The following is a 24,231-nucleotide window of genomic DNA, read 5'->3' as shown; positions in this document are numbered from 1 at the left end:
GCCGTTCCGGCTCCAGGCAGGGTCAGTGGCCGGGTCCCGTTTTACCGAGCTGCCCCCGGCCCCGTCCTGCTTGGACACCCCTTGCCTGGAGCGGCCCTTCGTCTGGCCTCCTGGCGCAGACCTTCCTGCTCAGGCGCCGCCCCAGTTCATCGTCAGGCCGCCATCCATCACGAAGGTCTGGCCGGTGACGTAGTCCGCCGCGTCGGAAGCCAGGAACAGGGCGAGGCCCGCGATTTCCTCCGGCTGGCCGACACGGCCCCAGGGGATTTCCTTCAGCGCTTCCTCGAGCTTCTGCGGGTCCTGAACGCGCTCCTCCGTCATGGGGGTCTCGATCAGGCCGGGGGCGATGTTGTTGACGTTGATCTTCATGGGCGCGAGCTCGACCGACAGCGAGCGGGTGAGCGAGCCGACGCCGGCCTTGCTCATGCCGTAGGGGGCGCTCTCGTCGGTGGGCAGGTGCTGGGCAACCGAGCTGATCGTCACGATGCGGCCCTTGCCGCCGTGCTGCTTGCGCAGGCGGATGAACTCGCGGCAGCAGAAGAGCGGGCCCATCAGGTTGGTGCGCAGGACGCGCTCCATCAGCTCGTCCTCCATCTCGGCCACGGGCACGCCGCCCATGCCCTTGCCGGCGTTGTTGACCAGCAGGTCCACGGTGCCGAGCTCCGCGGCCTTGGTGAACATGGCCTTCACCGCGGCCGGGTCGCCGACATCGCCCTGGAAGACCACGGCGCGGCGGCCGGCGGCCTCGACGCGGCGGCGGGTCTCCTCGGCGCCCGCCTGGTCGGTGTGGAAGGCGATGCAGACATCCGCGCCCTCCTGGGCGAAGAGCGTCGCGATGGCCTGACCGATGCCGGAATCCGCGCCGGTGACGATGGCGATGCGGTTCTGGAGCTTCATGGTGGCGTTTCCCTGGGCTGCTGGGACGGGGGTCCACCCCACCAACGCTCGGGCCACTGGATCGGCATCAGCTGAACAGGCGCCGGATGCGCTCTTGATCCGGCAGACGGAACCGGCTGCGGGTGGAGCGGTCCTTTCAGCGCTGACGCTTTCCACGCTGTTCAACAGGTTGGCGAACTATCCTTCATCGTTTTCTCAGCTGAGCAATGTCGGCGAGGCCGCGACGGTAGCATCGCCCGGCGCTCGCGGGCGGCCCGTGGTGCCGTTCAGGCCAGCGGCGGTTCGCGCAGCAGGTCTTCGAGGTCGAGGCGGCGGGTGAACATCGCGAGCTTGCCGTCCGGACCGTGCGGCCACTCATTCTCTGCCCGGTCCCAGTAGAGTTCCACGCCGTTCTGGTCCGGGTCGCGCAGGTAAAGCGCCTCGCTGACGCCGTGGTCCGAGGCGCCGTCGAGCGGGATTCCGGCGCGGCGAAGGCGGCGCAGCGCGTCGGCCAGGGCGGCGCGGGTGGGATAGAGGATGGCGGTGTGGAACAGCCCGGTGGTGCCGGGCGCCGGCGGGCGGCCGCCCAAGCTCTCCCAGGTGTTGAGGCCGATGTGATGGTGGTAGCCGCCGGCCGACAGGAAAGCCGCCTGCGTGCCGTAGCGCTGGGTCAGCGCGAAGCCCAGCACGTCGCGGTAGAAGCCCAGCGCCCGGTCGAGATCGGCGACCTTCAGGTGAACGTGGCCGATGCGGGTGCCGGGATGCACCGGCGTGACGACGACAGCTTCGGAGGGTGAAACGCGGTCGGACATGGGGGCGGCTCCTGCTTCAGGACCGAACCCTAGGGCGCCGCGCCCCGCTGCCGCCATCCCGCACGGTGAATGAACGCCATCAGGTGCCGCGCCGCCGGGGTGTTCCCAGTCGGGCGCCCCCCGAGAGCTGGCGCATTCTGGGTCGGCGCACCGTGGGCCAGGGCGCCGGCTGCCGCGGCGCCGTCAGGCCGGGGCGCCGTCCAGCACGTGAAGGCAGCTCGTCACCGTGCCGTTCCAGCTTTCGGCCCGCAGCAGCCCGCAGAGATGCACGGCCGAGCCGTTGGCGCCCAGCAGCAGCTGCGCCAGCGGCCCGTCCTTGGCGCGGAAGCACACGGCCTTGAGGCGCGCGCCGTCCTCGCCCTCCAGGAAGGCGCGCACAGTGGCGCCCTCCTTGCCCACGCGGTCGGCGCGCACGATGCGGGCGCGGCGCAGGGCGAAGACCGGTTCCTCGTTGCCGGCGCCGAAGGGAGCCAGGCGCCCGACCTCACCCGCGAAGCCGGTGGTGGCGGCGGCAACCGTCAGCGTTCCCTCGATCGGTAGGTCGGCGGCGGTGGGCAGCGCGTTGGCGTGGCCCAGGCGTTCCTCAAGGAAGCGGCGGACCTCCTCGAGGCGTTCCAGCGGAAACGAGAAGCCGGCGGCCATGGCGTGGCCACCGCCGGTCAGGAACAGGCCTGACTGCCGCGCGGCGATCACCGCGGCGCCGAGGTCCACCCCGGCGACGGAGCGGCCGGAGCCGCGTGCCACGCCTTCGGCCACGGCGGCCACCAGGGCGGGGCGGTTGAAGCGTTCCTTGACCCGGCCCGCCACGATGCCGACGACGCCGGGGTGCCAGCCCTCGCCGGTCACTAGGATCACCGGCAGGCCGGACTCGGCCTGCGCCTGGGCATCGGCGAAGGCGCGCTGGAGGACTTCGGCCTCGACCTCCTGCCGGCGGCGGTTGGTCTGGTCGAGGCGCTCGGCAATGGCGCGCGCTTCGATCGGGTCGTCGCCGGCCAGCAGCCGCAGCGCGAGGTCCGGTTCGCCGATGCGGCCTGAAGCGTTGATGCGCGGGCCCAGCACGAAGCCCAGCGTATGCGCGGTGGGCGCGTCCTTGACGGCGCCGACTTCCAGCAGCGCGGCGATGCCGGGGCGCTCGCGCCGCGACATGACCTTGAGGCCCTGCGCCACCAGCGCGCGGTTCAGGCCGATCAGCGGCATCACGTCGCACACGGTGGCCAGCGCCACGAGGTCGAGGTGACGCAGCAGGCGCGGCTCGTCGCGATGGGCGAAGAAGCCGGTGCGGCGCAGGTCGCGATGGAGGGCGACGGCGGCCAGGAACACCACCGCGGCGGCGCAAAGGTAGCCGAGCCCGGAGGTGCAATCGAGGCGGTTGGGGTTCACCGCCGCCACCACCGCGGGCGGCGGGCCTTCGGACTTGTGGTGGTCGAGGATCACCACGTCGGCGCGGCCCTGCGCCACCGCCAGCGCGTCATGCGCCGCGATGCCGCAGTCCACGCAGATGATCAGCGCCGCGCCCTCGTCGCACAGGCGCGCGATGGCGGCGGGGTTGGGGCCGTAGCCTTCCAGCACGCGGTCGGGGATGTAGTGCGCCACCTCCACGCCCAGGTCGCGCAGCACCAGCACCGCCAGCGCGCCGGAACAGGCGCCGTCCACGTCGTAGTCGCCGTAGACCGCCACCCTCTCGCCGCGGCGCACAGCCTCGGCCAGGCGCGCGGCGGCGGCGTCCATGTCGCGCAGGGTGGAGGGGTCGGGCATGGTGGCCCGCAGCGTCGGGTCGAGGAACTCGGCCGCGCGCTCCGGCCCGACGCCGCGCGCGGCCAGCATCCGACCGACGATCTCGGACAGGTTCAGCCGCTGCGCGATGGCCATGCCGGTGCGCTCGTCGCCGCCGCGCCACAGCCAGCGGCGGCCGGTGACGCTGCGGTCGACGCCGAGCACGGTGCCGCCCGCCGCCGGCGGAGCGGCTGGGGAGGCCGCGCCGGGCAACCCGCTGTCCGGCGCCGTCCCGGCGAGGGCTGTTCCGGAAAGCGCCGGGTGATCAGCCAAAGAACTTGCCGGGCTTGCGGGTCAGGTTGTGATGGCCCTCGACGTAGCGGACGGTGCCGGTCTTGGAGCGCATGACGATGGAATGCGTGATGGCGCCGAGCTTGGTGCGGCGAACGCCGCGCAGGAAGGCGCCCGAGGTCACGCCGGTGGCGGCGAACATCACCTCGCCCTTGGCCATCTCGTCCACGGCGAACTTCTTGTTCGGATCGGTGATGCCCATGGCGCGGGCGCGCTCGATCTGCCCTTCGTCCTCATACAGGAGGCGGCCCTGCATCTGGCCGCCGATGCAGCGCAGCGCGGCGGCCGCCAGCACGCCCTCGGGCGCGCCGCCGGAGCCGATATACATGTCCACGCCGGACTCCGGCTGGGCGCAGGCCACCACGCCCGCCACGTCGCCGTCGGGCAGCAGCATGATGCGCGCACCGGCCGCGCGGCAGGCCGCGATGATCTCGGCATGGCGGGGACGGTCGAGGGTGCAGACCACGAGGTCGTTGATCTCGACCTTCTTGGCGCGCGCGAGTTCACGCAGGTTCTCGGCGGGGCTGGCGTCAAGGTCCACCACGCCGGCGGGCAGGTCGGGGCCGACCGCCAGCTTGTCCATGTAGATGTCGGGCGCGTGGAGGAAGCCGCCATGCTCGGCCACCGCCAGCGTCGCGATGCTGTTCGGCCCGCCGGTGGCGCAGATGTTGGTGCCTTCCAGCGGGTCCACGGCGATGTCCACCTTCGGGCCGCCGGAGCCGACGGTTTCGCCGATGTAGAGCATCGGCGCCTCGTCCATTTCGCCCTCACCGATCACCACGGTGCCGGAGATGGCGACGGTGTCGAAGGCGCGGCGCATGGCGTCCACCGCGGCGCCGTCGGCGGAGTTCTTGTCGCCGCGGCCGATCCAGGAGGAACAGGCGAGCGCCGCGGCCTCGGTGACGCGCACCAGCTCCATCGCCAGGTTGCGGTCGACGGGAATGGGATTGCGCTTGATCTCGGACATGCGGCGGTTCCTCAGAAGGTTTCGATGCGGATCAGGGCGGGCGCCTCGACCACGGTGTCGAGCGATTCGATGCGGCGGATGGCGGCGCGGATGTTGCGCTCGGTGCTGTCGTGGGTGGTGAGCACCACCGGCACCGCCTCGCCCGGCGCGCGGCCGCGCTGGAGCATGGATTCCAGGCTGATCCCGGCGTCGCGCAGCGCGGCGGTGACGTCGGCGATCACGCCGGGGCGGTCCACCACCATCAGGCGCAGGTAATAGGCGCCGGCGCGGTTCTCCATCGGGATGGAGGGCACGGGCGACAGGTCGGCCAGCCCCGCGCCCCAGACCGGGGTGTGGCGTTCGCGCGCGATGTCGATCAGGTCCGCCACCACGGCCGAGGCGGTCGGACCGGCGCCGGCGCCCCTGCCCTCCAGCACGACGCGGCCCACGAAGTCGCCTTCCGCCACCACGGCGTTGAACACGCCGTCCACGCGGGCGAGCGGGTAGTCGGCCGGCACCATGCAGGGGTGCACGCGCGTCTCGATCCCGGCCTCGGTCCAGCGCGCCATGCCCAGCAGCTTGATGCGGTAGCCGAGGTCCTCGGCCAGCTTGATATCGAGGGCGGAAACGTTGCGGATGCCCTCGACATGCACGGCCGAGAAATCCACCGGACGGCCGAAGGCGAGGGCCGCCAGGATCGCCAGCTTGTGCGCGGCGTCGATGCCGTCGACGTCGAAGCTCGGGTCCGCTTCGGCGTAGCCCAGCTTCTGCGCCTCACCCAGCGCCTCGGTGAACTCCCGCCCGCGGTCGCGCATGGTGGAGAGGATGTAGTTGCAGGTGCCGTTGAGGATGCCGGTGACCTGGGTGAAGCGGTTGGCGGCCAGGCCCTCGCGCAGCGCCTTGATCACGGGGATGCCGCCGGCCACCGCGGCCTCGAAGGCGAGCGGCACGCGCTTGGCCTCGGCGGTGCGGGCGAGTGCGGCGCCGTGCACCGCGAGCAGCGCCTTGTTGGCGGTGACCACGGGCTTGCCGGCGGCCAGCGCGGCCTCGACGGTGGCGCGCGCCGTGCCTTCGGAGCCGCCGATCGCTTCCACCACCACGTCCACGGCCGGGTCGTTGGCCAGCGCGGTGGCGTCGTCGTACCAGCGCAGCCCTTCGATCGACAGGCCGCGGTCACGGGTGCGGTCGCGCGCCGCCACGGCGGTGACGGTGACGGCGCGGCCGGCGCGGGCCGCGATCAGCTCGGCATTCTTGCGGAGAAGTTCCAGCGTGCCGGCACCGACGGTGCCGAGGCCGGCGAGGCCGACTGCGAGGGGACGGGTCAAGCGCGAACGAGCTCCGGCGCGGTCTCGGAGGACGGACCGCCATTATCGGTGGCGAGGAAGGAGCGGATGCCGCGCAGCGCCTGCCGGATGCGGTGCGCGTTCTCGACGGTGGCGATGCGGACGTGGGTGTCGCCGTACTCGCCGAAGCCGATGCCGGGTGCCACCGCGACCTTGGCCTTGGCCAGCAGCAACTTGGAGAACTCGACCGAACCCAGCTGCGCGAAACGCTCCGGGATCGGCGCCCAAACGAACATCGAGCCCTCGGGCGTGGGCACGTCCCAGCCGGCCAACTTGAGGCCCTTCACCAGCAGGTCCCGGCGCTCGCGGTACAGGGTGCGCATCTCGGCCACGCAGTCCTGCGGGCCGTTCAGCGCGGCGGTGGCGGCGACCTGGATCGGCGTGAAGGCGCCGTAGTCGAGGTAGCTCTTCACCCGGGTCAGCGCCGCGATCAGCTTGCGGTTGCCGGCGGCGAAGCCCATGCGCCAGCCGGGCATGTTGTAGGTCTTGCTCATGGAGGTGAACTCCACCGCCACGTCCCGGGCGCCCGGCACCTCCAGGATCGAGGGCGGGACCTTGTCGCCGAAATACAGCTCGGCATAGGCGAGGTCGGAGAGCACGTAGAAGCCGTGCTGCTTCGCCATCGCCACGATCTCACGATAAAAATCGAGGTCCGCCAGCAGCGCCGTCGGGTTGGACGGGAAGTTCACGATCAGCGCGGTGGGCGTGGGCACCGAATGGCGCACGGCGCGGTCGATGGCGCGCAGCATTTCCTCATCCGGCGTGTGCGGGATGGAGCGAACTGACGCGCCGGCGATGATGAAGCCGAACTGATGGATCGGGTAGCTCGGGTTGGGCACCATGATGGTGTCGCCGGGCGAGGTGATCGCCTGCGCCAGGTTCGCCAGGCCCTCCTTGGAGCCCAGCGTGGCCACGACCTCGGTCTCCGGATCGAGCTCGACGTTGAAGCGGCGGGCGTAATAATTCGCCAGCGCCTTGCGCAGACCGGGGATGCCGCGGGACGCCGAGTAGCGGTGCGAGCGCGGGTCCTGCACCGCTTCCACCAGCTTGGCCACGATGTGCGGCGGCGTCGGGCTGTCCGGGTTGCCCATGCCGAGGTCCACGATGTCCTCCGCGGCCGCGCGCGCCCGGGCCTTGGCGCCGTTCACCTCGGCGAAGACGTAGGGCGGCAGGCGGCGGATGCGGTGGAAGTCGTCGCTCATGGCGTGGGGTGCTCTGTCGGGACGGCGCAGGGGTTGCAAAGGGGGATGCAGGGTAGCCGCAGCGGTCGCGCGACGCGAGGGTGCCGGTGCGGGAAAAGGGGGTGCGGGAACGGCGAGCAGGAAACGGGTGCGGGACGGGAGCGCGCCCGGCCGGCCGTTTCCCGCGCGGCCGCCCGCAACGCTGGGCCGGATGGGGCCGCGGCGCGCGGGTGCAGCGCCCGGGCGTCAGGGCGCGATGCGCGGCGGCGGCGGGGCGGCGGGCGCCAGGAGGTCGGGCGACGGCGGCGCCGGCGCGGTCAGCTCGGCCGGCGGGGCGGCCGGGGCGCTGCCGGGATCGGGCGTTCCGGCGCGAAGCTCGGCATTGGTGGGGGCCGGGCCAATCGGCGGCGCCGCGGCCAGGCGTGGCGGCGGCGGGGGTGCCGCCGGGATGATCGAGGCGCCCTCGGTCGCGGGTGCCGCCGGCACCGGCGCGCCCGGGGTGATCGGCTGGTCCACCGCGGCGCGGTTGGCGGCGAGCGAGGTGGTCAGCTCTTCCCGCACCGAAGCCTCGCCGCGCGTGGGCCGCACGGGAATGGTGCTGAGGTTGCGGTAGCCGTCGTTCTCGCCGGGCGGGGATTCGCGTCCCTCGAAGGGCTTGGCGGTGACCTGCCGGTAGAACTGCAGCGGCCCCTCGCCCGACGAGGTGGCGCAGCCCGCGAGCACCGGCAGCAGCACCAGCGCCGCGATGCGAAGCGCGGGTCGGGGCAGCATGGGCCGGGGCAGCATGGGCCGGAGCAGAAGCGGCCGCGCATCTGCGGCGCGCGGCCAAGGGCGCGCTTGTTCCGGCACCTGGGGACGCCTAGGTTTGACCTGCCTGTGGACCATCTCGCTCGCCTGTTCCCGCACCGGTGCGGTTTGCCGCAGTTCGGGCAGGGCGTGAAGCGGCCGCGCCATCGTGCCCTTCCCGCGCGGTCGCCCGTCGCGCGGGTGAGCGTCCACGGGCGGGGAAGCGCCGGAGGCAAAAACACGCCATGAGCCAGGAACCGACGGGCGGGAACGCCAAGGGCCAGGACTCCGGGAACGGGGACGCCAAGGGCCGCAAGCCCGCCGCGAGACCGGGCCGCCGCGCGCCGGGGGCCGTCCGGACCGTGGGCGCGAAGGAGCAGGTGCATGCCCAGCCCGCGAACGACCCGGGCATGGGCGACGCCGGCAGGAAGCAGGCGCGCGCCGCGCAGCCGGGTGCGAAGGGCCAGGACACGAAAGCAGGCACGAAGGTGCACGGCACGGCCCGGCCGAGCGCCGCCCAGCCGGATAAGAACGAGCCGGACATGAACGAACCGGGCGCGGCTGACCGGGTCGCGGCTGACCGGGGCGCGGAAAGCCGCGTCGCGGACGGTGGCGATACGCCGCGCAATGGCGACACGTCGCGGGATCAGACCGCGGCGACGGCAGCCCGCCCGGTGGAGGTGGCCCGCGAAGCGGCCGCCGGCGGCCTGGGCGCCGGCGAGAAGGGTTTCCCCGGCGGCAGCGCCCCGCGGCGCGGCGCGGCGGCTCCGCGCGCGCAGGCCACCACGCGCACGCCGGTTTCCCCGCGCGGCGCGGCGGAGGCGGGCTTCCGCCTGCCCGATCCGGAACTGGTGAGCCGCACCATGGCCGACGTGGCGGAACGCTCGCAGCGGCTGGTGAGCGAGTTCCTGCGCCGGCAGGAGGACGGGGTGCGCCAGCAGCCCGGCACCGGCGCGCGCGGCGGCGTGCTCGATCCCTTCAACATCGGCGGCGCCTTCGCCGAGATGACGGCGCGGCTGATGCAGAACCCGGCGCAGCTGATGCAGGCGCAGGTCGGCTTCTGGGGCGACTACCTGACGCTGTGGGGCAACACCGCGCGGCGGATGATGGGCGAGCAGGTGGCGCCGGTGATCGCCGAGGACGCGAAGGACAAGCGCTTCAAGGACGAGGCCTGGCGCGACAACGAGATCTTCGACTTCATCAAGCAGAGCTACCTGCTGTCGTCGCGCTACCTGCAGAACGTGGTGCGCGGCGCCGAAAGCAAGGACGATCCGAAGGCGGCGCAGAAGGTCGACTTCTACACGCGGCAGTTCGTGGACGCGATGAGCCCGACGAACTTCGTGATGACCAACCCGGAGGTGCTGCGCCGCACCGCCGAGACGGGCGGCGAGAACCTGCTCAAGGGTTTGAGCAACCTCCTGGCCGACCTGGAGCGCGGCAAGGGCAACCTGCGCATCTCCATGGTTGACCGCACCAAGTTCACCATCGGCAAGAACATCGCGGTGACGCCGGGCAAGGTGGTGTTCCGCAACGACCTGATGGAGCTGATCCAGTACGCGCCCACCACCGACAAGGTGCTGAAGCGGCCGCTGCTGATCCTGCCGCCCTGGATCAACAAGTTCTACGTGCTCGACCTCAAGCCCAAGAACTCCTTTATCCGCTGGGCGGTGTCGCAGGGGCACACGGTGTTCGTGTGTTCCTGGGTGAACCCGGACGAGTCGCTGGCCGAGAAGGGCTTCGACGACTACATGCGCGAGGGGCCCTACGCCGCGCTGGACGCCATCGAGCAGGCCACCGGGGAGCGGGAGGTGAACGCGGTCGGCTACTGCCTGGGCGGCACGCTGCTGGCCGCCACGCTGGCGCACATGGCCGCGAAGAACGACACCCGGGTCAAGAGCGCGACCTTCCTGACGACGATGGTGGATTTCGAGGAAGCGGGCGAGCTCGGCGTGTTTATCGACGAGGGGCAACTGCAGACGCTCGAAACCAAGATGAGCGAGCGCGGCTACCTGCCCGGCAGCGAGATGGCCAACACCTTCAACATGCTGCGCGCCAACGACCTCATCTGGAGCTTCGTGGTGCAGAACTACCTGCTGGGGCAGGAACCCTTCCCCTTCGACCTGCTCTACTGGAACGACGACAGCACGCGCATGCCGGCGCGGATGCACTCCTTCTACCTGCGTCGGATGTACCAGCAGAACGACCTGGTGAAGCCGGGCGCCATCACGCTGGACGGCGTGGCGCTGAACCTGCGCAAGATCGAGGTGCCGAGCTACCTGCTGTCCACGCGCGAGGACCATATCGCGCCCTGGCGCAGCGCTTATCGCGCGACGCAGATCTTCGGCGGGCAGACGCGCTTCGTGCTGGCGGCCTCGGGCCATATTGCCGGCGTGGTGAACCCGCCCGAGAGCGGCAAGTACAGCCACTGGGTCAACGAGACGCTCGACCCCTCCCCCGACACCTGGCTGGAGGGCGCCACGGAGCTGGCCGGATCCTGGTGGCCCGACTGGCAGCGCTGGGTGTCGGCGCAGGACCGCAGGCAGGTGCCGGCGCGCGTGCCCGGAAGCGGCAAGCTGCCGGCGCTGGCGGACGCGCCGGGCGACTACGTGCGGGTGATGGCGGGCGACTGAGCCGGTCGGGGATGGCGAGGCCTCCGCGCCGCCGTTCCGGCTCCGGCGACGGGACTCGCGCGTCGGAAGCCCCGGCGGTTCCCCTCCGCCGGTGAGACGTCAGTAGCCGGGCTGCAAGGCCCGGGTGCCGGTCACGCCGGGATCGGTCGCGGGCTGGACGATCCAGCCGCTCGTCTCGTCGAGGCGCGTGACCTCGCGCGCCAGGGCGCCGAGTGCGATCTCGCAGTTCGGCAGCGGGCCCGCATCCTTCAGCCGCTCCAGCGTGCGGTCGCCGCCGTCGCGGAAATGGCGCGCCGGCAGGGCGTCGGAGGCTCGGCCGGCATGGCCGGTCGAGAGTTCGCGCGCCGCGCGGGCCAGTTCCGTCGCGACTTCCTCGCCCGGGGAATTGGCCAGCACGCCCAGGCTCGCGCGCATTTCGTCGCGGCCGGCATAGACGCGCTCCTTCACGCCGGTGGGAATCGGGTTCCAGCGCGGATTCGCCGCGAGGTCGACGCTCAGCCATTCCAGGATCGCGGCCGCGCGGGCGGTGGCGGCCTGGTCGCCGCGCAGCGCGGCGCCGCCGTTGCGGAAGCTGCGGTCGAGCTCGGAGACGGCCTGGTGGCCCGGATCGCTGTCGTTGAGCAGGCCGGGCGGCGGCGGCACGAGGCGACGCGGCGTCCTCAGCTCCGCACAGGCGGAGAGTGCCAGAACCCCCGACGCGAGGGTGGCGGCGGGCAGCAGGTGGAGGAAGGAGCGACGGCGCATGGGCGGAGGCTGTAGCGCAGAAACCGCCGCGCCGGAATGCGGCGCGGCCTTTCGGATCACAGCAGGTCGCCGCCGAAATCCAGGTCCTTCTGCGCCAGCAGCAGCGCCAGGTTGGCTTGCGGCAGCTGCGGCAGGGCCGTGAGGCGATCCAGCGTGTCGGCCGAGAAGCTGGGCGGGCTGAGCACCTGCCGGGCGCGGGCGGTGTTGCCGTCGCGCAGCGCCGCCGCGGCATCCGACAGCCTGGACAGCACCACCGGGGACGGGGTGGAAGCCGGGATGCCCAGCGCCATGCGGAGGTTATCGCGCGCCGCCAGCGTGGCCGGGATGGTCAGCCGCTTGCTGTTCTTGAAGGCGAGGTCGTGCGGCATCTCCGCCGCCAGCCATTCCAGGCGGATGGCGGCGATGGCGGCGTCATAGGGCTTGCCGGCCACCCGGCTGGTGTCGCGGAACACCGGCTGCGCGCCGTACACGGCGGCCAGGACCGGTTCCTGCTGCGTGGCCGCGATGGCGGGCAGCGAGGGCGCGTTGTCGGGCGTCGCGCAGGCTGCGAGGCCAAGGAGCAGCGGCAGGACGAGGGCAGGACGTCGGAACATCGGCTTTACTCGGCGCGGAATTGTCTGAGGCAATGACGTCCCGTTGCCGCGGCGGTTTCTTCACCGTCGCGGCAACGGTTGCACCGGGGTCAGGCCGCCAGACGATCCAGCCCGGTGCTGAGGTCGAGGCCCAGCATGAGCCCGAGGTTCTGCACCGCCGCGCCGGACGCGCCCTTGCCGAGGTTGTCGAGCCGCGCCACCAGCACCGCGTGGTGCCGGGCCTCGTTGCCGAAGACCCGCAGTTCCAGCGCGTTGGTGTCGTTCAGCGCCTCGGGCTCCAGCTTGTTGTCGGCGGTGGCGGGCACGACCCGGACCCAGGCGGCGTTGCGGTAGCGTGCTTCCAGCGCCGCGCTCAGGTCGGCCGGGGTCGGGCTGCCTGGCAGCATGTCGAGGTGCAGCGGGATCGAGACCAGCATGCCCTGCCGGTAGTGCCCGACGCTGGGCACGAAGATCGGCCGGCGAGTCAGGCCGCCATACTTCTGCATCTCGGCCACGTGCTTGTGCTCCAGCCCCAGGCCGTAGAGCTCGAAGTTCGGGGCGCCCGTGCCCTCGTGCTCGGCGATCATCGCCTTGCCGCCGCCCGAATAGCCGGACACGGCATTGACGGTGACGGGATGGTCCGCCGGCAGCAGCCCGGCATCCACCAGCGGCCGCAGCAGCGCGATGGCGCCGGTGGGGTAGCAGCCGGGGTTGGACACGCGGCGCGAGGCCGCCACCGCCGCCGCCTGCTCGGGCGAAAGCTCGGGGAAGCCGTAGGTCCAGTTGGGATCGGTGCGGTGGGCGGTGGAAGCGTCGAGCAGCTTCGGCCCAGCCTCGCCGAGTTCGGCCACCATGGCCGCGGTTTCTTTGGCCGCGGCGTCGGGCAGGCAGAGCACCACCGCGTCCACCTCGCGCAGGAGGGCGCGCTTGGCCTCCGGGTCCTTGCGGCGCTCGGCCGGCAGGGAGCGCAGCGTGACCTCGGGCAGGTTGTTCAGGCGCTCCACGATCTGCAGGCCGGTGGTGCCGGATTCGCCGTCCACGAAGACGGCGGGCTGGAGACCCTTGAACATCATGCGGTGAAGCTCCTCGTCGCAGGAAGGCGCGGTCACGGGGGAATATGGACCGGGACCGGCCGTGGGAAAGCGGCAGCAGAAAAAGCAAGAAGGGCGGCCCCTCGCGGGACCGCCCTCCGTGTGTCGCGAACCTGTCGGGGTCCGGGCGCCAGCCGGCGCCCGCCCCGGCTCAGCGCTTGCTGAACTGGAAGCTTCGGCGGGCCTTGGCCTTGCCGTACTTCTTGCGCTCGACCACGCGCGGGTCGCGGGTCAGGAAGCCGGCCTTCTTCAGGATCGGGCGCAGGCCCGGCTCGTAGTAGGTCAGCGCGCGCGAAAGACCGTGACGGACCGCGCCGGCCTGGCCGGACAGACCGCCGCCGACCACGGTGCAGATCACGTCGAACTGCTGGTACCGGTCGGCCACCAGGAAGGGCTGGGCCAGCAGCATGCGCAGCACGGGGCGGGCGAAGTAGGTCGCCTGCGGCTTGCCGTTGATCACGATCTCGCCCTTGCCGGGCTTGATCCAGACGCGGGCGATCGCGTTCTTGCGGCGGCCCGTGGCGTAGGAGCGGCCCTGGGCGTCGCGCTTCGGCTCACGCGTGATCGCGGTGCCCTCGAGGCCCTCACCGGCCGGGGTGCCGGCGACGAGGGTCTTGAGGTCGGCGAGGGAGTTGGTGGTCTGGTTCTCGCTCACGATCAGGCCGCCTTGTTCTTGCGGTTCATCGCCGCGACGTCGAGCGTCGAGGGGGTCTGGCCGGCATGGGGATGCTCGCCGCCAGCGTAGACGTGGAGGTTGCGCATCTGCGCGCGGCCCAGCGGACCACGGGTGATCATGCGCTCCACGGCCTTCTCGATCACGCGCTCGGGGAAGCGGCCCTCGATGCGCTCACGGAAGGTGCGGCCCTTGACGCCGCCGGCGTAGCCGGTGTGCCAGTAGAAGACCGACTGCTCGGCCTTGGCGCCGGTGACGCGCACCTTGTCGGCGTTCACGATCACGACGTGATCGCCGCAGTCGACGTGCGGGGTGAAGGTGGGCTTGTGCTTCCCACGGAGGCGATTGGCTACGATGCTGGCGAGGCGGCCGAGCACGAGGCCCTCCGCGTCGATGAGCACCCAGTCCTTCTTGACCTCCGCCGGCTTGATCGAGCGGGTCTGCGTCGAGAGCATGTTGGTCCGGTGACTACTGGTAAATGACGGGGGCCGTATCGCCGTCCCGGCCCCGGGTGTCAAGCGAATTGCGCGCAGAATGGCGTGCAAAGCGGCGGAAAACCTTGGTTTTTGCCAAGTGGTAACGGGATACCGCATCCAGCAACAGCCGCTGCCCGCGCGGGCCGGTGCGCCCCGCCCGATCGTGTTACATCCTGTGGCGCCACGCTGCCCCGGCATGCCGGCGCCCCCATCTGTGCCCTGTGCGCAAGCTGCTCCTCCTGCTTCTCCCGCCCGTGCTGGTTCTCGCCGCCGCCTGGGGCGGGCTGCTGCAGCTGCCGCCGCGCTGGGATCCCTTCGCGCCGCTGGACCTCAGGGCCGAGCCGAATTTCATGACCGGCCCCAAGCTCGCCCGCATGGACTGGCAGGGGTCGAGCTGCTTCGCGGCCTTCGAAGCCTCCGGGCTGCCGCTGACGCGGTTGCCCGACAGCGCCGGCGGCCAGTGCCCGCTGGAGGACGTGGTGCGGATGCCCGCGACCGAGCCGGCGCTGGCGCCCGCAGGCCCGGTCGCGACCTGCGCCATGGCGGCGTCGTGGGAGCTGTTCGCCCGCTTCGCGGTGCAGCCCGCGGCGCTGGCGCATCTCGGGCAGCGGGTGGTGCGGGTGCGGCAGCTGGGCACCTTCAGCTGCCGCCCGGTGCGGACCGACAGCGGCCTCGGCACGCGGCTCAGCCAGCACGGCCGCGCCAACGCCCTTGATGTGGCGGGCTTCGTGCTGGAAGACGGGCGGGAGGTGAGCGTCGCGCGCGACTGGAACGATCCGGGCCCGCGCGGCGCCTTCCTGCGGGACGCGCACCGGGGCGCCTGCCGCTTCTTCAACGCCGTGCTGGGGCCGGACTACAACAACGTGCATCGCGACCACTTCCACCTCGACCGCGGACCCTGGCGGGCCTGCCGGTGAGCGGACTGCCCTCCCCTGCCCCGCTGCCCGGACCGGTGGCGGTGATCGGCGCCTCGGGACGGTCGGGGCAGGTGCTGTGCCGGGCGCTGCTGCAAGCCGGCGCGCAGGTGGTGCCGGTGGTGCGCGACGTCGCCCGCTGGCGGGATGCCGCGATCCACGGGGCCGAGGCACCGCGCCTGGCCGACCTGCGCGACGGGGAAGCGCTGCGGCGGGCGCTGGACGGGGTCGGGGCCGTGGCTTCCTGCGCCCATGCCCGCTTCGCCGAGGCCATCATCGCCGCCACGGCCGAGGAGGTGCGGCTGGTGCTGCTGGGCAGCACGCGGCGCTTCTCGCGCTGGGCGGACCGGCATGGCGACGGCGTTCGGGCCGGCGAGGCCGCGCTGATGCGCAGCGGCCGCCACGGCGTGATGCTGCACCCCACCATGATCTACGGCGCCCAGGGCGAGGACAACGTGCAGCGCCTGGCCGCGCTGATGCGCCGGTTGCCGGTTGCGCCGCTGCCGGGCGGCGGCCGCTCCCTGGTGCAGCCGATCCACCAGGACGACGTGGTGCGGGCGGTGATCGCCGCGCTGGGCCTGGACTGGGAGCAGCCGCGCGCCCTGGTGGTGGCGGGGCCCGAACCCCTGCCCTATCGCGATTTCCTCGGCGCGGTGTGCCGCGCGGCCGGCGTCCGCGTGCCGCCGGTGGTGCCGCTGCCGCTCTGGCCGCTGATCCTGGCGGCGCCGTTGACGCGGCTGTTGCCGCGCGTGCCGGTGGTGCGGGCGGCGGAGCTGCGGCGGCTGACGGAGGACAAGGCGTTCGACGTGGCGCCGATGCGCGCCGTGCTCGGGGTGGAGCCGCGGCCGCTCGTGCAAGGGCTGCGGCAGACCTTTGCGGCGTGAAGCCGGGCGGCCGGCGGCCCTGGCGGTAGGCCGCCCATAAGAAAGTCGTTCCGCGCTATAACATCGTGTCGAAGCCGGTTGTTTCGGCCTTCCACGGTGGGGCAGGACATAGGCTGCGCATCTCCTGCGTCGGGTCGGGAATGTGCGGGAGGTTTCAGCATGCCGCCGGGAATGAGCCGCCGCAGGGATCTGCTTCTTGTTGCCGGGGCGGGCGTCGCCTCGTTGGCGGCACCCCGCCGCCTTCGGGCGCAGGCGACGCCCGCGCGGAAGGTCAACATCGTGATGACCCAGGGCGTGTCCGGCCTCGCCCTGCACGAGCTCGCGCGGCAGCAGGGCTACTTCACCGAGGCCAGGATCGAGCCGAACGTCCTGCTCGTGTCCGACGGGGCCAAGTGCGTGGCGGCGCTGCTGAGCGGGGCCAGCGAGATCTGCATGTGGTCGGGCTTCAACCAGGTCACCCCGGCGATCGAGCGCGGCGGGGCGATGAAGATCCTGGCGGGCTCGCTCAGCCTGCCGTCGCTGGCGCTGTATTCCGCCAAGCCCGGCGTGCGGAAGTTGAGTGACCTAGAGGGCAAGGTGGTGGGCATCGGCGCGCCGGGCACCGTGCTGCACCAGATGATGGTCTATCTCATGACCAAGGAGAACGTCTCGGCCGACAAGGTGATGTTCCGCAACGTCGGCAGCAACGCGGACATCCTCAAGGCCGTGGTGGCGGGCACCGTGGATGCCGGCCTGTCCGACGTGGACGTCTTCGACCAGCAGGAGAAGTACGGCATCCACACGGTGGAGGGCGGGCTGCTGTGGGAAGCGATCCCGGACTACACCAACCAGGCCACCTACGCCTCGGACGCCGCGATCCGCGAGCATCGGGACGATCTGGTGCGGCTGCTGGCCGCCTATGCCAAGGCGTACCGCTACGTTTGCAGCCCGGAGTCCCGGGATGCCTTCATCAAGGCGCGGCAGACGGTCACGGGCGAGGCCGACACGCAGCACGCGATCAGCCAGTGGAGCTGGATCCAGAAGACCCAGCCCTATGCCAAGGACCTCATCCTGACCGACGAGCAGATCAACCTCGTGCAAAGGCTGAACATCCAGTTCAAAACGCAGCGGCAGGTGCTGCCGATCGAGAAGGTGGCCGACATGTCGCTGGCCCGCGATGCCGTGAAGATGCTGGCCTGAGGCAGCGCTGTCCCGGGCGGATCGACCCCGTGCCGGCGCCGACATTACGGGGCCGGGCGCCGGCCAAGGCGTGCCGGCAGGCACAGCGCGGCACGCCGCCCCCGACCGGACGCCCCCTTGGCTTGCCTTGGGCCCGGTGGTGCCGCTAACCCCCTTCGCCACGTTCCGGAGACCGCCATGCCCGTGCACAATCGCATCGCCGAATTCCACGACGAGATGACCGCCTGGCGGCACGACTTCCACCGCCATCCGGAGCTCTCCTACCAGGAGCACCGCACCGGCGGCCTGGTGGCGGAACGGCTGCGGGCCTTCGGCTGCGACGAGGTGGTGACCGGCCTGGCGCAGACCGGCGTGGTGGGCGTGATCCGCGGGAGCCGCGAGGGCGGGGCGATCGGCCTGCGCGCCGACATGGACGCGCTGCCGGTGGTGGAGGATACCGACCTTCCCTTCCGTTCCGCCACGCCCGGCGTGATGCACGCCTGCGGCCATGACGGGCACACCACCATGCTGCTGGGCGCGGCCAAGTACCTGGCGGAAACGCGCAACTTCGCCGGTACGGTCTACGTGATCTTTCAGCCGGCCGAGGAGCAGTTCGGCGGCGGCGGCGCCATGGTGCGCGAAGGCCTGTTCGAGCGCTTTCCGATGGATCGCATCTTCGGCATCCACAACTGGCCGGCGCTGCCGGCGGGGCAGTTCGGCTGGCGCGTCGGCCCGCTGATGGCGGCGGTGGCCAATATCGACATCACGGTGCACGGCACCGGCGCGCACGGCGCCATGCCGCACCAGGGCAACGACCCGGTGGTGATCGCGGCGCAGATCATCTCCGCGCTGCAGAGCGTGGTGTCGCGCAACGTCGAGCCCGCCGAGGCCGGCGTGGTCACGATTGCCCATGTCGAGGGCGGACACACCTTCAACGTCATTCCCGAAACGGTGCGGATGCGGGGCACCGCGCGCTGGTTTAAGCGCGAGGTCGGCGACCTGATCGAGCGCAAGGTGGTGGAGATCGCCACCGGCATCGCCGCCGCCTTCGGCGCGAAGGCCGAGGTGGTGTTCGAGCGCACCTACCCGGCCACCGTGAACGAGAGCGAGAGCACCCGCCTGGCCGAGCGCGCCGCCGCCACTGTGGTCGGCGCGGCGAAGGTGCGCGAGCTGTCGGCGCCCACCATGGGGGGCGAGGACTTCTCCTTCATGCTGGATGCCAAGGATGGCGCCTACCTGTTCCTGGGTGCCGGCACCGGGGCGGGCGATGCCGGGCTGCACCACCCGCAGTACCGCTTCAACGACGCGATCCTGCCGATGGGCGCGTCCTTCTTTGCGACGCTGGCGGAGCAGCTGCTGCCGCGCTGAGGACGCGGCGCTTGCGGCGGGGGGCGGCGGCCGCCAAGCTGCGGCGATGCGCCTGATCCCCTTCGCCGTGCTGATGCCCGTGGCCGTCCTCCTGGGGGGCTGCGTGCAGGTCGTGGCCCCGGACCCCTATTATTACGGCACGCCCGGCTCGGCCGCGGCGGCGGGGGCGGCGGCCGGCGCGCTGATGGGGGCCGCGGTGGATGCCGCCAATGCCCAGGCGCAGGCGCCGTACTACGAACCGCCCCCGCCGGTGCCGCCCTACGCGCCGCGCTACTGAGCCTCAGCCCGGCGCAGTCAGCGCGGCGGCGAGCCGGCTCCAGGCGGGCTCGTCCGGCGGCAGACCGAAGCGCAAGCGGTCCGGCATGGCGGCGAAACGCCTGATATGGATCCCGGCGCGACCTAGCCGGTCGTGGATCGCGACGGCCTCGGGATGGCGGGCCAGCCGGAACAGCGAGGTGCCGCCAACGATCTCCAGACCCGAGGTTTCCAGCAGCCGGTCCAGCCTTGTTGCCGCCGCCGCGCAGCGACGGGCGGCATCCCTGCGCCAGTCCTCATCTCCCAGCGCGGCGGTGCCGATCGCCAGCGCGGGGCCCGACACGCACCACGGCCCCAGCGCCTCGCGCAGCCGCGCCGCAAGCCTGGGCGGGGCCAGCGCGAAGCCGAGGCGCAGACCGGCCAGCCCGTAGGCTTTGCCGAAGGAGCGCAGCACCACCAGCCCTTCCCGCGGCAGCGAGGGCGCGAGGCTGAGGCCCGGCGCGTCCTCCATGTCCGCGAAGGCCTCGTCCACCACCAGCAGCGGCATCCTCGCCGCCAGGCCGAGCAGCGCCGCCGGATCGTGGCGGCGCCCGTCGGGATTGTTGGGGTTACACAGCACGCCCACGGGATGACGGGCCAGCGCCGCGGGCTCGGCGCAGGGAACCACCCGCGCCCCGGCCGCGGCCCAGCTGGCGGCGTGCTCGTTGTAGGTGGGCGTCAGCACCCCGACCGCGGCGGCGGGGATCAGGCGGGGCAGCAGGCCGATCAGCAGCTGCGTCCCGGGCGCCGCCACCACGGCCGCCGGGTCGCGCAGGCCAAAGGCGCGGGCTGCGGCGGCCTCCAGCCGGGCCTGGGCGGTGGGTTCGGGCAGGCGCGCCCAGCTTTCGGGCGGGAGCGGCGGCACGGGATAGGGCCAGGGGTTGATGCCGGTGGACAGGTCGATCCAGGGCTCCGGCGCTTCGGGAAAGCGGGCGCGGGCCGCGGCGAGGCTGCCGCCGTGCTCCCGCAAGGTGGCGCCGGTGGGCGGCGCCGGTGCCTCGCCCCGTGCTCCAGCGGGCACCGGGCGCTCTGCCGCCGGGCGCTTCGCCGTGCTAGCCCCCTGCCCGCGCCTCACGCGAGGGTCCGCCCCGACACCATTCCGACCCGAAGCGGCTTCACGTGCTCAACCTTCTTGTTCTGCTGCTGGTTCTGATCCTGGAGGCCGCCTTCGGCTACCCCGACGCGCTGTTCCGCGCCGTGCGGCACCCGGTGGTCTGGATGGGTGCGCTCATCGCATGGCTGGAGCGGAAGATGAACCGGCCGGGGGACCCGCCGCACCGTCGGCACGCCCTCGGCGTGGTGGCGCAGGCGGTGCTGCTGGTCGCCGTGGTGCTGCCCTGCGGCCTCATGCAGTTCGCGTTGTTCCGGCTCGGCGATGCCTGGGCGGCGGTGCCGGTGCTGGCGCTGCTGGCGGCGACGCTGCCGGCGCAGCGCTCGCTTTGGTCGCACGTGCGGGCGGTGGCGCTAGGGCTCGAGCGCGACGGCCTCGCGGGCGGACGGCGGGCGGTGGGGATGATCGTCGGGCGTGACACCGCGGTGCTGGACGAGGCCGGGGTGGTGCGGGCGGCGATCGAGAGCCTGGCCGAGAACTTCTCCGACGGCGTGGTGGCGCCGGCCTTCTGGTGCGGCGTGGCGGGCCTGCCGGGCATCGCGGGCTACAAGGCCGCCAACACCGCCGACAGCATGGTGGGTCACCGGACACCTCGCTACGAGCAATACGGCTGGGCCGCGGCGCGCTTCGACGACGTGGTGAACCTTCCGGCCTCGCGCCTCGCGGCGGGGTGGATCATCGCGGCGGCGGCGCTGACGCGCGGGGCGGATGCGCGCGGTGCCTGGCGGGCGGTGCGGCGCGACGCCGGCCGGCATCGCTCCCCCAACGCGGGCTGGCCGGAAGCGGCGATTGCCGGGGCGCTGGGGCTGCGCCTCGCCGGGCCGCGCGTCTACGGCAGCGTGCGGGTGGAGGACGGCTGGATGGGCGACGGGTGCGCGGAGGCGGGGGTGGCGGACCTTTGGCGGGCGCTGCACCTGTTCCGGCTGGCCTGCGCGGTGCAGCTTTGCGCCGTGGCGGCGCTGGTGCTGGGGCTGGCATTGGCGGGCTGAACGGGTGGGGGCCGCTGTTCCGGCCGGCCTGCGCGGTGCAGCTCTCCATCGCGCGGCCCGTGCTGGCGCTGGCGGGCTGAACGGCGTTTCCGCTGTTCCAGCCGACTCCCGCGAGCGCAGCCTTCCGCCGTGGCGGCGGGTGCGGCCGGGCTGCCGTCCGAGCATCGCCGCGCCGGCCTGACCCTGCCCTGACGCGCCGGGCGTCGCGTGTCAGGCGGCGATGGACAGCAGACGGTCCAGGTCGATATGCCGTTCCAGGTGCGCGGCCAGCGCGTCCAGCGCCGCCTCGACCTCGCCCTCGTGGTGGCGCGGTGCTGCGGCGTGGTTCAGCGAGGCCAGGAAACCGGCGCGCTGCCGGTCATCCCCGAACAGCCCATGGACGTAGGTACCCCGCACCAGCCCATCCGTTGACACCGCGCCGTCGTCGCGGCCGTCCGCCAGGCGCAGCAGCGGGCGTGCCGCGTCGGGACCGCCGGTTTGGCCCATGTGCATCTCGTAGCCGGTGAAGGGCGCGCCGTCGGCGAGGCTGTGGCCCGTGGCCGGGCTCAGCCGCTTGGTGCCGGTCAGCACCGTGTCCACCGCCAGCAGCCCGAGGCCGGCGACGGTGCCGGCGGGGCCTTCGATCCCCTCCGGGTCGGAGAGCGTCCGGCCGAGCATCTGGTAGCCACCGCAAAGCCCCAGCACTGCGCCGCCGCGCCGGCGATGGGCGGCGATGTCGATGTCCCATCCCGCCTCCCGCAGCGCCGCGAGGTCCGCGATCGTGGCCTTGGAGCCGGGCAGGATCACCGCGTCGCAGCCGGCGGGAACCGGCGTGCCGGGGCGCAGGAGAAGGAGCTCCACGCCCGGCTCCGCGGCCAGCGGGTCGAGGTCGTCGAAGTTGCTGATGCAGGGCAGCACCGGCACCGCGATACGCAGCGCCGCGTCGGGGTTGCGTGGGGCGGCCAGGTCCTGCGCGTCCTCGGCCGGCAGGCGGCGGGCGGCGTCGAGGAAGGGCACGAGGCCCAGCGGTGCCCAGCCGGTGCGGCGGGCGATCTCGGTCATGCCCTCGGCGAACAAGGTCGGGTCGCCGCGCATTCGGTTGACGATGAAGCCGCGGACCGTGGCGCGGTCGCCGTCGTCGAGCACTGTGTGGGTGCCGACGAGGCTGGCGATCACGCCGCCGCGGTCGATGTCGCCGATCACCACCACGGGTGTCGCGGTCACGCGGGCGAAGCCCATGTTGGCGATGTCGTTGCGGCGCAGGTTGATCTCGGAAGCGCTGCCGGCGCCTTCCACCAGCACGAGGTCGGCCTCCTCGCGCAGCCGACCGAAGCTGTCGAGCACGTGGGGCATCAGCGTCGGCTTGATCAGCTGGTAGTCGCGGGCCCTGGCGGTGCCGTGGACACGGCCCTGCACCACGATCTGGGAGCCCGTCTCGCTCTGAGGCTTCAGCAGCACGGGGTTCATGTGGACCGTGGGCGCCACGCCGGCCGCGCGGGCCTGCAGCGCCTGGGCCCGGCCGATCTCGCCGCCATCGGCGGTGACGGCGGCGTTGTTGCTCATGTTCTGCGGCTTGAAGGGACGCACGCGCAACCCGCGCCGGGCAAAGGCGCGGGCCAGACCCGCCACGATCAGCGACTTGCCGACCGAGGAGCCGGTGCCCTGGAACATGATCGCGCGGGTCACGGACAGCCCTTCCGGCGAGGCGGCAGGCCGCCCCCTGCCCTGGCTTGGCACGGCGCAACGGCTGCCGGGTGGCCCGGGCTTCCGCCGCTGTGCATCGGGCGACAAGCCCGCTGCCATCCTTGGCCGTGCATGGGCTAGAACTCGATGCCCTGCTGCGCCCGGACGCCGGCGGCGAAGTGGTGCTTCACCGGCTGCATCTCGGTCACGAGGTCGGCGGCGTCGAGCAGCGCCTGGGGCGCGTTGCGGCCGGTGACCACGACATGGAGGTCGGGCCGGCGGCCTTGCAGTGCCGCCACCACGGCGCCGGTGTCGAGGTAGCTGTAGCGCAGCGCGATGCAGAGTTCGTCCAGCACCAGCAGCGCAAGGTCGGGGCGCGCCATCATCGCGAGCGCCCGTTCCCAGGCGGCCGTGGCGGCGGCGACGTCGCGGGCGCGGTCCTGGGTTTCCCAGGTGAAGCCTTCCCCCATCGAGTGCCATTCCACCAGCGGGCCGAAGCCTTCCAGCACGGTGCGCTCACCGGTGCTCCAGGCGCCCTTGATGAATTGCACCACGCCGCAGGGCCGCCCGTGCCCCACCATGCGCAGCAGCAGGCCGAGGGCGGCGGTGGACTTGCCCTTGCCCGCGCCGGTGTTGACCAGCAGCAGCCCCTTCTCGACCGTCTTCGAGGCGACCTCCGCATCCTGCACCGCCTTGCGCGCGGCCATCTTGCGCCGGTGGCGGGCGGCCTCGTCGTCGGTGTCGCTGGCTGCGGGCGCGGCCGTGTTCGCGGGTGCGGCAGGGGCATCGTCGCGCATGGACGATTCGCCGGCCGTCATTTCACCACCATCGGCAGGCCCGCCACGGTGAAGACCACGCGGTCCGCCCGCGCGGCCAGGCGTTGGTGCAGCGTGCCGGCGGCGTCGCGGAAGCGCCGGGCGAGCGCGTTGTCGGGCACGATGCCCAGGCCGACCTCGTTGGACACCAAGACCGTGGCGGCGGTGCGCTGCATCAGCGCCGTTTCCAGCGCGTTCGCGGCGGCGTCGAGGTCGCGCTCACCGAGCAGGAGGTTGCTGAGCCAGAGCGTCAGGCAGTCCACCAGCGCCGGCTGCGTCCGGGCGCGCAGCAGGGCGGCCGGCAGGTCCAGCGGCGCTTCCACCGTCTGCCATTCCGCCCCGCGGCGTTCGCGATGGGTGGCGATGCGCTCGCGCATCTCGTCGTCGAAGGCCTGCGCCGTGGCGAGGTAGAGCCAGGGCTGGGGAAGCGCGGTGAAGAGTGACTCGGCGTGCCGGCTCTTGCCGGAACGGGCGCCGCCGAGAACCAGGGTAAGGCTCATGCGCGCGAAACTGCGCGGTTTGCGGCGCGGCGCCAAGGGCGGGCCGGGGCGGCGCGAAGATCGTTTGACTCGCACCCCGGGCGCCGCCTACGACCTCAGGCCGTGATGGTTCCCCCGCGAGGGGGATGAAAAGGGAACGCGGTCCGGGGCCCGTTCCGTGTCTGGCCGGTGCGCATCGCCGGCCGGACACCTCAGGTCCCAAAACCGCGGCTGCCCCCGCAACTGTAGGCGGAGAGCGTCCTGATCCAGAGCCACTGGCCCCCTCCGGGCGGCCGGGAAGGCGACCGGGACGCGCCTGTATCCGCGAGCCAGGAGACCTGCCATCCGCGTCTCGATCGTGCC

23 protein-coding genes and 1 riboswitch are annotated in these 24,231 nt (G+C 72.5%); of the genes, 7 read left to right on the top strand and 16 right to left on the bottom strand.

The features are described from left to right. Positions 1-129 precede the first annotated feature (129 nt). The 7 genes from ACFFGY_RS14070 to ACFFGY_RS14040 form a co-directional block, all read right to left on the bottom strand. The gene (locus tag ACFFGY_RS14070; protein WP_377045127.1) at positions 130-897 is read right to left on the bottom strand and encodes an SDR family NAD(P)-dependent oxidoreductase; all 768 of its coding nucleotides are present in this window, start codon (positions 895-897) and stop codon (positions 130-132) included. Between the two features lie 266 nt (positions 898-1,163). Continuing rightward, positions 1,164-1,688 carry a VOC family protein gene (locus ACFFGY_RS14065; RefSeq protein WP_377045126.1) on the bottom strand — a complete coding sequence of 175 codons (525 nt, stop codon included), beginning with the start codon at positions 1,686-1,688 and terminating at the stop codon, positions 1,164-1,166. Between the two features lie 183 nt (positions 1,689-1,871). Further along, positions 1,872-3,557, bottom strand: a complete 1,686-nt coding sequence (recJ, locus tag ACFFGY_RS14060) for a single-stranded-DNA-specific exonuclease RecJ (protein WP_377045241.1) — start codon at positions 3,555-3,557, stop codon at positions 1,872-1,874. Positions 3,558-3,726: 169 nt separating this feature from the next. Continuing rightward, a complete protein-coding gene (gene glpX / locus ACFFGY_RS14055; protein WP_377045125.1) occupies positions 3,727-4,719 on the bottom strand; it encodes a class II fructose-bisphosphatase in 993 nt (330 codons plus the stop codon). An 11-nt stretch (positions 4,720-4,730) separates the two neighbouring features. Then, complete coding sequence (locus ACFFGY_RS14050; RefSeq protein ID WP_377045124.1) at positions 4,731-6,023, bottom strand: homoserine dehydrogenase; 1,293 nt, start codon at positions 6,021-6,023, stop codon at positions 4,731-4,733. Then, positions 6,020-7,243, bottom strand: a complete 1,224-nt coding sequence (locus ACFFGY_RS14045; protein WP_377045123.1) for an LL-diaminopimelate aminotransferase — start codon at positions 7,241-7,243, stop codon at positions 6,020-6,022. The genes ACFFGY_RS14050 and ACFFGY_RS14045 overlap by 4 nt, the downstream gene beginning before the upstream one ends. Positions 7,244-7,468: 225 nt before the next feature. Next, a complete protein-coding gene (locus ACFFGY_RS14040) occupies positions 7,469-7,993 on the bottom strand; it encodes a hypothetical protein (RefSeq protein ID WP_377045122.1) in 525 nt (174 codons plus the stop codon). 557 nt (positions 7,994-8,550) lie between these two features. On the opposite strand from ACFFGY_RS14040, the gene ACFFGY_RS14035 reads away from it, so the two are divergent. Beyond that, positions 8,551-10,638, top strand: coding sequence for a PHA/PHB synthase family protein (locus ACFFGY_RS14035; RefSeq protein ID WP_456316169.1), 2,088 nt, complete (start codon positions 8,551-8,553; stop codon positions 10,636-10,638). A gap of 99 nt (positions 10,639-10,737) precedes the next feature. Here ACFFGY_RS14035 and ACFFGY_RS14030 read toward each other — a convergent pair whose 3' ends face one another. The 5 genes from ACFFGY_RS14030 to rplM all read right to left on the bottom strand — a co-directional run bounded on the left by ACFFGY_RS14030 (position 10,738) and on the right by rplM (position 14,173). Then, entirely contained in the window at positions 10,738-11,382 is a 645-nt protein-coding gene (locus tag ACFFGY_RS14030; protein WP_377045121.1) for a hypothetical protein, read from the bottom strand. 56 nt (positions 11,383-11,438) lie between these two features. Beyond that, on the bottom strand, positions 11,439-11,975 hold the full coding sequence (locus tag ACFFGY_RS14025) for a hypothetical protein (RefSeq protein ID WP_377045120.1): 537 nt from the start codon (positions 11,973-11,975) through the stop codon (positions 11,439-11,441). A gap of 89 nt (positions 11,976-12,064) precedes the next feature. After that, on the bottom strand, positions 12,065-13,024 hold the full coding sequence (argC, locus tag ACFFGY_RS14020; protein ID WP_377045239.1) for an N-acetyl-gamma-glutamyl-phosphate reductase: 960 nt from the start codon (positions 13,022-13,024) through the stop codon (positions 12,065-12,067). A 172-nt stretch (positions 13,025-13,196) separates the two neighbouring features. Beyond that, complete coding sequence (gene rpsI, locus ACFFGY_RS14015) at positions 13,197-13,700, bottom strand: 30S ribosomal protein S9 (RefSeq protein ID WP_377045119.1); 504 nt, start codon at positions 13,698-13,700, stop codon at positions 13,197-13,199. Positions 13,701-13,702: 2 nt separating this feature from the next. Further along, on the bottom strand, positions 13,703-14,173 hold the full coding sequence (rplM, locus tag ACFFGY_RS14010; protein ID WP_377045118.1) for a 50S ribosomal protein L13: 471 nt from the start codon (positions 14,171-14,173) through the stop codon (positions 13,703-13,705). 242 nt (positions 14,174-14,415) lie between these two features. On the opposite strand from rplM, the gene ACFFGY_RS14005 reads away from it, so the two are divergent. The 5 genes from ACFFGY_RS14005 to ACFFGY_RS13985 all read left to right on the top strand — a co-directional run bounded on the left by ACFFGY_RS14005 (position 14,416) and on the right by ACFFGY_RS13985 (position 18,795). Continuing rightward, positions 14,416-15,111 (top strand): extensin-like domain-containing protein, encoded by a 696-nt coding sequence (locus ACFFGY_RS14005; RefSeq protein ID WP_377045117.1) that lies wholly within the window; start codon positions 14,416-14,418, stop codon positions 15,109-15,111. A gap of 5 nt (positions 15,112-15,116) precedes the next feature. Further along, on the top strand, positions 15,117-15,992 hold the full coding sequence (locus ACFFGY_RS14000) for an SDR family oxidoreductase (RefSeq protein ID WP_377045238.1): 876 nt from the start codon (positions 15,117-15,119) through the stop codon (positions 15,990-15,992). A 171-nt stretch (positions 15,993-16,163) separates the two neighbouring features. Next, complete coding sequence (locus ACFFGY_RS13995) at positions 16,164-17,171, top strand: ABC transporter substrate-binding protein (protein ID WP_377045116.1); 1,008 nt, start codon at positions 16,164-16,166, stop codon at positions 17,169-17,171. 177 nt (positions 17,172-17,348) lie between these two features. Then, complete coding sequence (locus ACFFGY_RS13990) at positions 17,349-18,518, top strand: M20 aminoacylase family protein (RefSeq protein ID WP_377045115.1); 1,170 nt, start codon at positions 17,349-17,351, stop codon at positions 18,516-18,518. A gap of 46 nt (positions 18,519-18,564) precedes the next feature. Further along, positions 18,565-18,795, top strand: a complete 231-nt coding sequence (locus ACFFGY_RS13985) for a hypothetical protein (RefSeq protein WP_377045114.1) — start codon at positions 18,565-18,567, stop codon at positions 18,793-18,795. A 3-nt stretch (positions 18,796-18,798) separates the two neighbouring features. On the opposite strand, the gene cobD is transcribed toward ACFFGY_RS13985, so the two are convergent. Further along, positions 18,799-19,833, bottom strand: coding sequence for a threonine-phosphate decarboxylase CobD (cobD, locus tag ACFFGY_RS13980; protein WP_377045113.1), 1,035 nt, complete (start codon positions 19,831-19,833; stop codon positions 18,799-18,801). 98 nt (positions 19,834-19,931) lie between these two features. Between cobD and cbiB the strand changes: the two genes are divergently transcribed. Continuing rightward, complete coding sequence (gene cbiB / locus ACFFGY_RS13975; protein WP_377045112.1) at positions 19,932-20,912, top strand: adenosylcobinamide-phosphate synthase CbiB; 981 nt, start codon at positions 19,932-19,934, stop codon at positions 20,910-20,912. 210 nt (positions 20,913-21,122) lie between these two features. Here cbiB and ACFFGY_RS13970 read toward each other — a convergent pair whose 3' ends face one another. From ACFFGY_RS13970 to cobU, 3 genes are all read right to left on the bottom strand, one after another. Then, positions 21,123-22,562 (bottom strand): cobyric acid synthase, encoded by a 1,440-nt coding sequence (locus tag ACFFGY_RS13970; RefSeq protein ID WP_377045237.1) that lies wholly within the window; start codon positions 22,560-22,562, stop codon positions 21,123-21,125. Between the two features lie 149 nt (positions 22,563-22,711). Beyond that, complete coding sequence (gene cobO, locus ACFFGY_RS13965) at positions 22,712-23,371, bottom strand: cob(I)yrinic acid a,c-diamide adenosyltransferase (protein WP_377045111.1); 660 nt, start codon at positions 23,369-23,371, stop codon at positions 22,712-22,714. A 17-nt stretch (positions 23,372-23,388) separates the two neighbouring features. After that, positions 23,389-23,889, bottom strand: coding sequence for a bifunctional adenosylcobinamide kinase/adenosylcobinamide-phosphate guanylyltransferase (gene cobU, locus ACFFGY_RS13960; protein WP_377045110.1), 501 nt, complete (start codon positions 23,887-23,889; stop codon positions 23,389-23,391). 89 nt (positions 23,890-23,978) lie between these two features. Beyond that, a riboswitch (cobalamin riboswitch) is annotated at positions 23,979-24,228 on the top strand. Positions 24,229-24,231: the final 3 nt, after the last annotated feature.

This window comes from Roseomonas elaeocarpi (genome assembly GCF_042433915.1).
Taxonomy (GTDB): Bacteria; Pseudomonadota; Alphaproteobacteria; order Acetobacterales; family Acetobacteraceae; genus Roseomonas; species Roseomonas elaeocarpi.
Note: the sequence above shows the minus strand (reverse complement) of the source record. Positions and strands in the feature narration are given on the sequence as shown.

Bases quoted from the DNA above. Each gene is read 5' to 3' on its own strand.
- ACFFGY_RS14070 (WP_377045127.1), bottom strand. From the start codon at position 897: ATGAAGCTCCAGAACCGCATCGCCATCGTCACCGGCGCGGATTCCGGC.
- ACFFGY_RS14045 (WP_377045123.1), bottom strand. From the start codon at position 7,243: ATGAGCGACGACTTCCACCGCATCCGCCGCCTGCCGCCCTACGTCTTC.
- rplM (WP_377045118.1), bottom strand. From the start codon at position 14,173: ATGCTCTCGACGCAGACCCGCTCGATCAAGCCGGCGGAGGTCAAGAAG.
- cobO (WP_377045111.1), bottom strand. From the start codon at position 23,371: ATGCGCGACGATGCCCCTGCCGCACCCGCGAACACGGCCGCGCCCGCA.
- ACFFGY_RS13985 (WP_377045114.1), top strand. From the start codon at position 18,565: ATGCGCCTGATCCCCTTCGCCGTGCTGATGCCCGTGGCCGTCCTCCTG.
- ACFFGY_RS13995 (WP_377045116.1), top strand. From the start codon at position 16,164: ATGAGCCGCCGCAGGGATCTGCTTCTTGTTGCCGGGGCGGGCGTCGCC.
- cobU (WP_377045110.1), bottom strand. From the start codon at position 23,889: ATGAGCCTTACCCTGGTTCTCGGCGGCGCCCGTTCCGGCAAGAGCCGG.
- ACFFGY_RS14065 (WP_377045126.1), bottom strand. From the start codon at position 1,688: ATGTCCGACCGCGTTTCACCCTCCGAAGCTGTCGTCGTCACGCCGGTG.
- ACFFGY_RS14030 (WP_377045121.1), bottom strand. From the start codon at position 11,382: ATGCGCCGTCGCTCCTTCCTCCACCTGCTGCCCGCCGCCACCCTCGCG.
- glpX (WP_377045125.1), bottom strand. From the start codon at position 4,719: ATGTCCGAGATCAAGCGCAATCCCATTCCCGTCGACCGCAACCTGGCG.
- ACFFGY_RS13970 (WP_377045237.1), bottom strand. From the start codon at position 22,562: ATGTTCCAGGGCACCGGCTCCTCGGTCGGCAAGTCGCTGATCGTGGCG.
- ACFFGY_RS13990 (WP_377045115.1), top strand. From the start codon at position 17,349: ATGCCCGTGCACAATCGCATCGCCGAATTCCACGACGAGATGACCGCC.
- recJ (WP_377045241.1), bottom strand. From the start codon at position 3,557: ATGGCCATCGCGCAGCGGCTGAACCTGTCCGAGATCGTCGGTCGGATG.
- ACFFGY_RS14025 (WP_377045120.1), bottom strand. From the start codon at position 11,975: ATGTTCCGACGTCCTGCCCTCGTCCTGCCGCTGCTCCTTGGCCTCGCA.
- argC (WP_377045239.1), bottom strand. From the start codon at position 13,024: ATGTTCAAGGGTCTCCAGCCCGCCGTCTTCGTGGACGGCGAATCCGGC.
- ACFFGY_RS14035 (WP_456316169.1), top strand. From the start codon at position 8,551: ATGAACGAACCGGGCGCGGCTGACCGGGTCGCGGCTGACCGGGGCGCG.
- ACFFGY_RS14040 (WP_377045122.1), bottom strand. From the start codon at position 7,993: ATGCTGCCCCGACCCGCGCTTCGCATCGCGGCGCTGGTGCTGCTGCCG.